This window comes from Mesorhizobium sp. 128a, from assembly GCF_053848025.1.
The window spans coordinates 1-237 of the sequence record NZ_JBSPKY010000130.1; the positions used below are offsets into that span (position 1 = coordinate 1).

Annotated in this window: 1 protein-coding gene; it reads left to right on the top strand. The window is 64.6% G+C overall.

Features of this window, described 5'->3' with window-relative positions; all coding sequences use genetic code 11:
• The coding region (locus ACWTU9_RS33385) for a porin (protein WP_455862042.1) at positions 1-237 on the top strand (237 nt) is incomplete at both ends.

A 237-nucleotide genomic window follows, 5' to 3' on the forward strand; every position in this document is an offset into this window, starting at 1 on the left:
CGTTCATCGGCTACGCCGGCAACGTCATCCAGGATACGCTCGTTCCCTACGGCGATTTCGACACCAACGTCATCCAGTACTACTTCGACGCTGGCAACGGCTTCTCGGCCGTGATCTCGCTCGAAGAAGGCGCGGGCGGCGGCACGGCCGGTTCCTACGGCGTGGGCACGATCGACAGCTACGTTCCGCATGTCGTCGGCGGCGTGAAGTACACGCAGGGCTGGGGCGCCATCACCG